This window comes from Legionella shakespearei DSM 23087 (genome assembly GCF_000373765.1).
Taxonomy (GTDB): Bacteria; Pseudomonadota; Gammaproteobacteria; order Legionellales; family Legionellaceae; genus Legionella; species Legionella shakespearei.
Genome location: NZ_KB892396.1, coordinates 1 through 6,924, shown reverse-complemented (window position 1 = coordinate 6,924; position 6,924 = coordinate 1). Strand labels below are relative to the sequence as shown.

Sequence of the window (6,924 nt, the reverse complement as noted above, 5' to 3'; positions counted from 1 at the left end):
AATTTGTAGCCCGTATTAGGCGTCAGCCGTAATACGGGGAGTAAGTTCATGACCACTTCGATCCTGTATTACGGCTGACGCCTAATACAGGCTACGCACTAAATCAGGGACTGTGTTTCTGCCAAGAACCTCTGGATACACCGGATAAGCCGAGGGAGGTCAGATGCAGACAATCAACTTAAAGCCACTTCAATTCTCTGTAAATGCTTTAAAACAGCCCCTTTATTCTGATCTAGAACAGATGTTGCATTTTTAACCATTTGGTCTTTAAGTGCCTTATCCTGGTGTAATTGGATCATTCTATCCATCAATTCATCTGCATTACTGACCAGTACAATAGCTTCTGCTTCGTTGAGATCCCGGCATATGGTTTTAAAATTATGAACCTGATTGCCACTAAACACAGGAATACCCATGGCTATGGGCTCCAATACATTATGCCCTCCAATAGGAACAAGACTTCCTCCAACAAAGGCATAATCACTGATTTGAAACAAGCCTAACAGCTCTCCCAGACTGTCCAGAACAACCACTTCATTAGCGCTGGACAGTGTAGTTACATCACTACGTAAACCGGTATTAAAACCACATTGCTCACAGAGCTGATAAACTGTTTGAAACCGTTCAGGATGGCGAGGCGCAATTAACAAGACTACATCGGGAATCGCCTGTTGTAATCGTTTTAACTGTGCCAATATCAACGATTCTTCATTTTCATGGGTACTGGCAGCAATAACAACCACTCGCTCCTTTCCCCAGGCATTTTTTAATGCTGTAAATTGTTCTTTATTGACAGTATGCGTTTGCAAATCAAATTTCATATTTCCTAAAACCTGCACTATGTCTTCCCGCACGCCTAATTTGATAAAGCGTTTGGCATCATCCTCGTTCTGCGGAAAAATGGCGGAAAAATGATTTAATACCGGTTTAAATATAAATTTAAATCGAAGATATCCCTTTAAGGAGCGTTCAGATAATCGGGCATTAGCCAGGAACAAAGGAACCTTGGCAACTTCTGCCTGATAAATCAGATTAGGCCATAACTCAGTCTCCATGATCACACCGACCCGAGGCTTGACCTGCCTGAAAAAACGGCGCAACACCCATGGTAAATCATAGGGAACATAGCGATGCATTACTTTGTTGCCAAAGCGGGTTTTAACCCTCTCAGAACCCGTAGGCGTCATGGTTGTAATTAAAATGGACCAGTTTTTTTCAAGCATTGCATCGATTAAGGGTGTGGCAGCAATCACCTCGCCCAGAGAAACGGCATGCACCCAGACATCTACAGGTGGAGTTTTAACCGTACCAATAGAAAAACGTTCCAGTATGCGTTGTCTGTATGCGGGTAATTTACGCCCTTTCCACCAGAGGCGAAATAACAGATACGGGGTAAGCAGATACATCAACACAGAATAAATCAATCGCATAGCGAAGTACCAATACCAAAATGAAACAGTATATATTATACCTCGACTCCTTCAAATGCCTGATTAGAAGTTGCTATAATAATTACAATTCAAAAAAAACGTATTTAGGTCAAAAACAAGCTAAAATTAGTTATGAGCTGCAAAGTGACACCGGTTGCTCCTAAAACGAAATGTCAACAGACCTTAGTATCAAGGAACTATTTTTTAATGAATTTTCGAGATTTTTTTACAATATCGACCTGGTGGGGAAAAATTCTCGGTGCTTTCTTTGGTTATTTAAGCGGTGGGCCGGTTGGAGCACTGTTTGGAATATTTGTAGGTAATTTCTTTGATAGAGGATTTTCTACGTATTATTCCAATCCTCATTGGTATTATCATTCTGAAAAGCGCAAGGCCGTCCAAAAGATATTCTTTGAAGCCACCTTTTCGGTTATGGGATATATTGCCAAGGCTGATGGACGCGTTTCCGAACAGGAAATCAAAATGGCCAAGATCCTCATGGAAGAAATGAGATTAAACGGCGAACAAAAAAGTCAGGCACAACGATTGTTTACTGAAGGCAAACAAGCCCATTTCAAATTCGAAAACGTCCTCGCCCAATTACAAAGAGAATGCAGAGACAACCGCGATTTATTGAAATTATTCGCAGACATCCAATATCGGGCAGCTCAAGTTGATGGCTTGACTACTAAAAAAATTGAAGCTCTGGACATAGTATTTTCATATCTGGGTTTTGCCCCCTTACACAAGCAATACCGTTTTTATGAAGATTTCAGCTACGGCCCTTTTTCAGAACCAGAACCCGAGCAACACCAGAGACAGCAACAGTATCAGCGCCAACAACGGCAAAACTACAGACGATACTCATCCTCAGGACAACAGGATCAATCAAGACAACAATACCAATCCAGACAGCAATCACCACAAAGCAGCCTGGCCCATGCCTATGCATTACTGGAGGTCAGCCCTGATGCCAATAAACAGGAAGTAAAACGGGCATACAGAAGGTTATTAAGCCGTAACCATCCCGATAAATTGATATCACAGGGTTTGCCTGAAGAAATGATCAAAATTGCGAATGATAAAACACACAAGATAATGAAAGCCTATGAATTGATTTGCCAAAGTAAAGGGTGGTAGGGGTACTCCCACGCACGTCTTTTTGCGCGAAGGCTCTCCCGAAAACGGAATGGTGCCAGAATCGTAGCCTGTATTAGCGAAGCGTAATACAGGATCGGAGTGAAAATTTCCCGTATTACGCTCCGCTAATACGGGCTACAAAAAATTGTCACTCCGGTGCTTTGGGGTTATCAATAAACCCAGTCCAATCTGAATCAGACAGAACTGCTATCTGGCTGTCTGGGGTATATATGGGAGGTATGTAAGACGTCTGTATGGGGCGCGGCTGTGGTACAAACTCAGGTAATTTAGCCATCCAGCCATGGATGTAAGCTACCAGCAATTTTTTACTGTATTCATAATCATGCCGTGCACCAGGCATTTCCACGGCAATATAATTACGATCTTTAAACTCTTTTCCCCTGTACTCCATTTGCGACAATACCGTGTCGTAATCAAACTGCCCTGCAACATCAAATAATGGAAAACGTAATTTAACCGAACCATCTGGTTTGTTGTCGAGGTCATAGGCAGACAACATCACCAGTCCATTAATCATTTTGGATTGTGGTTTACTGAAATAATCCAATGACTGATTTAATTGTTCCCCGTAATGGATGAGAATGATACGTGTGTTTTTATTTTGCCTTAAGGTGCTGATCACCTCAGGTATTTGGTTAATCCAGGGAATAGTCGTACTCTTGTCACAATTGAGCAACACCGCAGACCAGCCAGTGCGCGCCAATTGTTTTGCAAAATCAGCCAACAGCTGCGACCATTCGGGCTGTTGCCCTCCTCTGACTATAATGACAGCGCCATAACGAATTTTCTTTGCTTGCCAATAAGGTAAACTAAGAGTGTTTTGATCGACAGTGATATCCAGCTTATCAGCCTGGACAGAAGAGATAATCAGAAAGAAGATAAGGAATGTCCGTATTATTTGAGCCATGATTCCCTGAATGTTACACCGGGATTAGAAAAATCCCGGTTTCAGTTAACAAACCTTAGTCAGCAAGCTCAACACCTGCAGCATCAAGCATATTGCGCGCTTTTTCTGCCATAATCTTGTGAGCCAAACCGGTAGGATGTACCAAATCAAAGAAGAGATAACCATCACAGGCATCATTCACTTTGTTCGGCCGCACACGAGCAACCATTCTTAAAACTGATTTTTTAGTAATTTCATCAACAACCGAATTGGAACAAGTCCCGGTGATGTTAGTAAAACCATAATCGGATGCGTGTTCCAACACATCGTTAAACATGGTGTTCATATCAAAATACAACCAGTTTACTTCAGGATGAGTTTGTTTAAGCTCAGTCATGGTATTAGCTAAAGCACTATTATGCTGGTTGGAAAAATAACTCATCATTTCAATAGAATCAAACTCAATAGCCGCAGGAGTTCTGCCGAGATCCGGCAAATTAAGCACCAAAATGTGCCTGGCCCCTTTTTCTGCCAGACGCTCTAAACTATGAGTAATACCTATATTGACATCTTGCAGTGTCTTTTCAACATCGCTTGGCATTCCCAAATAATTATTCGAACCAATCCAGACTATAAAAAGACTGTCTTCACTTGCTTTGTCCTGATGGGCGATTAAATAAGTTTCAACTTCTCTTTTTATAGTAAATAACGCATCGTCATCATCCTCTTCTGACACCCCGGCACCGCCAAATGCATAATCAAGCAAATGAGATGCAGGATCTGCAGGAAAATAAGAGGCTACCAAATGTTCAACCCAGACCGGACCATTAGAAAAGCGTCCTTCATAGTAAGGAGGGGACTGAGGAAGTTGATGTTTCATGAATTCATAAAGGTTGCCATTGTCAGATAAGCTATCGCCAAATGCGACTATATTATGAAGTGGTGTAGCAGTAACAATTCCAGAAAATAAAAAAGCACCTAAGGTTGCTAATAGTTTCATGAATACCCTTAATTAATTGATTTGTTTTCTAAAAAAACATTGACGATTATATTATGAAATAAGGGGATTAATCAATTTTAGCCTTTTCATGGCGGAATGTTTGTTCATTAAATTTCATGTTGCTATAAATTATAAACGCATTTATAGTTCTTTCTTTTTTGCGTATAAAAAATGACCCTGTTTGAAAAAGAATTTTTGCTGCACTGCGTCAACTCCATGATCGCGCTCTTGTCTGATGAGGATGAATTGCAAAAAGCAGTTCGTGCTTATATGGAAAACAGAACCAAGGATCTCCGGTTTAAACACAATTCTGCAATTCCTCTCTATGAGACATGGACAACAGAAGAGGCACTGAATTTTTCCGCTGCTGTTTTTGAAAGCACAGCACGGGCAAATATCTTTTTTTGCACTCCCGAATCGGTAAATAAGGTCAGCACTGCTACCAAATTTTGGTCTTTACGCTATGTCCCCTTATTGGCATTAGACACCAATTTTGAAGACAGGCTTGAATCTATTAAAAGTAATTGTTTTCAAGTGCTCGATAAAATTGAACAGGAAGTTCCTGATGGTATTCCCTTCTCTCAGCCACAAGCTACAGGATTTTCCTTACAAGAACATCCTTACGCCTTTTTCTCAGCAGTGACTGCAGGCGTGGTTATAGTAGCAGCAGCAACTGCAGCGGTGCTTAAGAGTTAAGGCGCATAGCACGGTTTTGCTGAGTGGCACCGAGTGTAGCCCGTATTAGGCGCCAGCCGTAATACGGGATCGAAGTGGCAATGAATTAAGTCCCGTATTACGGCTACGCCTAATACGGGCTACTACACGTCTAAATATCAGGCTTTGTCTCAAAAAAACAATCAATACTTTCGGAACATTGCTGATAAAACTGCTGGGTTACGGTTTGTCTTCTGTTAAAGAAGGTATGGCTTGTCTCCTGACGACTGGCCACAATACGACGAATCTCATTGAGTAATTCATGCGGTGAGCTCTGCCCCTGCTGAGAGACACTTAATTTGTCATAAATCTGCGCTATACCAAAGGGTATCTTATAGGTAATCCCATCGATAGTCCTCGATTCACCCCCAAACCAACCTGTGCTCCTTATTTCGTTTTGTATGAAGTGGTTGATCAAATCCAGGCGAATTAATTCTATAAGATTCCATGCATCTTGTTCTCCCGCTACGGGAGTATGAGCTATAAATAAGGGAGTGACACCATCAGGCTTCGGCCGATTTTCGCTTACGAACTGCTCAATAGTATCCAGCAAACTTTCTTTCTGTCTGGATATCATCGTGTTGTGGCTCTGATCATTCTCATCCCAGGCATCGAGTAGCGTTAAATCTTTAAACCATAAAAATACAGGATAAAAACCGCCCTTCCCTTTTGCAATCCTGTTACGTAAATTGGCATAATTATTCAAGGGGGAACTTAGAGCCATGTATTCGTCTAATTTTTTATTGTATTCGGCAGGAAGTTGTGCCCGTAATGTGTCATTCTGCGCCAGAATTAAAGCAATCAAAACCAGCCAAAAGCCATCAAAGCACTGATTTTGTTCCAGTACATCAGCTGCATCGAGCCATTTTCTAAATGCGATAACCCGTGTTTGATCGTCCGCCTCATCACCAAGATTATTTTTAATAAATAATTGCAAGGTACTGTAGATGTTAAAATAGTGACGCAGCGCTGGACTTGCTTTTTCAGGACGTGCAAAACTCGAGGATTCAGACAAATCATTACGAGTCAAATTGGCAAAAGCCGACCATAACATGGTAGCGATCAGACTGGCATAGTGCTCAATTATTTTTGTGTAATTGGTTTTATCAGAATATAAAACAGAGTGCAGGGGTTTCGGGATAACAGGCAAGGGGCGCTTCTGATGCACAACAATTCTGTCCAACCACGCTTTAAACTTGATAGACATTGCTCATTATCCCTTACAAATAGATTTAAATTGTCTTCATCCTATATCTTTCTTCATGAATGTCTGCAAGAGCCTCGTCCATATCCTGTTTGATCTGCTGTTTAAATCTGCCCGTTGCTTTTTGGCAATCTCTGCGATAAAAACTTTCGCCGTATTCGTTTTTATCCTCACGTTGATATTGTTCATCATCTGTATGTTCAGCGTTGTCTTCCAGATAGCTCTTATAAAAAAAATCAGGCCTGTATTTTTTTCGCATTACAATATCCTTATTCATGTCCAATGAATTTTTGATGGTATTGTTAATGAGAGCCAAAGGCAAGTATAAATTTCCCTGATTTAAGGCCGGTTCAGGATAAGGTATTGATTAGATGATCATACCCACTGACACCAAGGCAAAAGTTTGTGCCAGTGCTTCGAGACGGCGCAAAAAGACGCGCCTCCTCAGCATGAACGGATCGTGCGAGGGCAAAAAAGTAACGGGGTTATTCAGAACTCATGTAAATCCGAAATAAAGGTTTTATTAGCC

General features: G+C 41.3%; 7 protein-coding genes. 2 read left to right on the top strand and 5 right to left on the bottom strand.

Annotation, left to right across the window (positions count from 1 at the left end; all coding sequences use genetic code 11):
* Window positions 1-173 precede the first annotated feature (173 nt).
* Window positions 174-1,430, bottom strand: a complete 1,257-nt coding sequence (waaA, locus tag B094_RS0107415; RefSeq protein WP_018577177.1) for a lipid IV(A) 3-deoxy-D-manno-octulosonic acid transferase — start codon at window positions 1,428-1,430, stop codon at window positions 174-176.
* 207 nt (window positions 1,431-1,637) lie between these two features.
* Between waaA and djlA the strand changes: the two genes are divergently transcribed.
* A complete protein-coding gene (gene djlA, locus B094_RS0107410; protein WP_018577176.1) occupies window positions 1,638-2,570 on the top strand; it encodes a co-chaperone DjlA in 933 nt (310 codons plus the stop codon).
* Window positions 2,571-2,718: 148 nt separating this feature from the next.
* Here the strand turns inward: djlA and B094_RS0107405 are convergent, their stop codons facing one another.
* Both B094_RS0107405 and plaA read right to left on the bottom strand, forming a co-directional pair.
* Window positions 2,719-3,498, bottom strand: a complete 780-nt coding sequence (locus B094_RS0107405) for an alpha/beta hydrolase (protein ID WP_018577175.1) — start codon at window positions 3,496-3,498, stop codon at window positions 2,719-2,721.
* 55 nt (window positions 3,499-3,553) lie between these two features.
* Window positions 3,554-4,477 carry a GDSL family lysophospholipase PlaA gene (plaA, locus tag B094_RS0107400; RefSeq protein ID WP_018577174.1) on the bottom strand — a complete coding sequence of 308 codons (924 nt, stop codon included), beginning with the start codon at window positions 4,475-4,477 and terminating at the stop codon, window positions 3,554-3,556.
* A 171-nt stretch (window positions 4,478-4,648) separates the two neighbouring features.
* Between plaA and B094_RS0107395 the strand changes: the two genes are divergently transcribed.
* A complete protein-coding gene (locus B094_RS0107395; protein ID WP_018577173.1) occupies window positions 4,649-5,173 on the top strand; it encodes a hypothetical protein in 525 nt (174 codons plus the stop codon).
* Between the two features lie 130 nt (window positions 5,174-5,303).
* On the opposite strand, the gene B094_RS0107390 is transcribed toward B094_RS0107395, so the two are convergent.
* A complete protein-coding gene (locus B094_RS0107390) occupies window positions 5,304-6,398 on the bottom strand; it encodes a RasGEF domain-containing protein (protein ID WP_018577172.1) in 1,095 nt (364 codons plus the stop codon).
* Between the two features lie 25 nt (window positions 6,399-6,423).
* Window positions 6,424-6,654, bottom strand: coding sequence for a hypothetical protein (locus B094_RS0107385; protein WP_155823710.1), 231 nt, complete (start codon window positions 6,652-6,654; stop codon window positions 6,424-6,426).
* Window positions 6,655-6,924 lie beyond the last annotated feature (270 nt).

What these genes read in the sequence shown, in the direction of transcription:
- waaA (WP_018577177.1), bottom strand. Translation starts at nt 1,430, where the DNA reads ATGCGATTGATTTATTCTGTGTTGATGTATCTGCTTACCCCGTATCTG.
- djlA (WP_018577176.1), top strand. Translation starts at nt 1,638, where the DNA reads ATGAATTTTCGAGATTTTTTTACAATATCGACCTGGTGGGGAAAAATT.
- B094_RS0107405 (WP_018577175.1), bottom strand. Translation starts at nt 3,498, where the DNA reads ATGGCTCAAATAATACGGACATTCCTTATCTTCTTTCTGATTATCTCT.
- plaA (WP_018577174.1), bottom strand. Translation starts at nt 4,477, where the DNA reads ATGAAACTATTAGCAACCTTAGGTGCTTTTTTATTTTCTGGAATTGTT.
- B094_RS0107395 (WP_018577173.1), top strand. Translation starts at nt 4,649, where the DNA reads ATGACCCTGTTTGAAAAAGAATTTTTGCTGCACTGCGTCAACTCCATG.
- B094_RS0107390 (WP_018577172.1), bottom strand. Translation starts at nt 6,398, where the DNA reads ATGTCTATCAAGTTTAAAGCGTGGTTGGACAGAATTGTTGTGCATCAG.
- B094_RS0107385 (WP_155823710.1), bottom strand. Translation starts at nt 6,654, where the DNA reads ATGCGAAAAAAATACAGGCCTGATTTTTTTTATAAGAGCTATCTGGAA.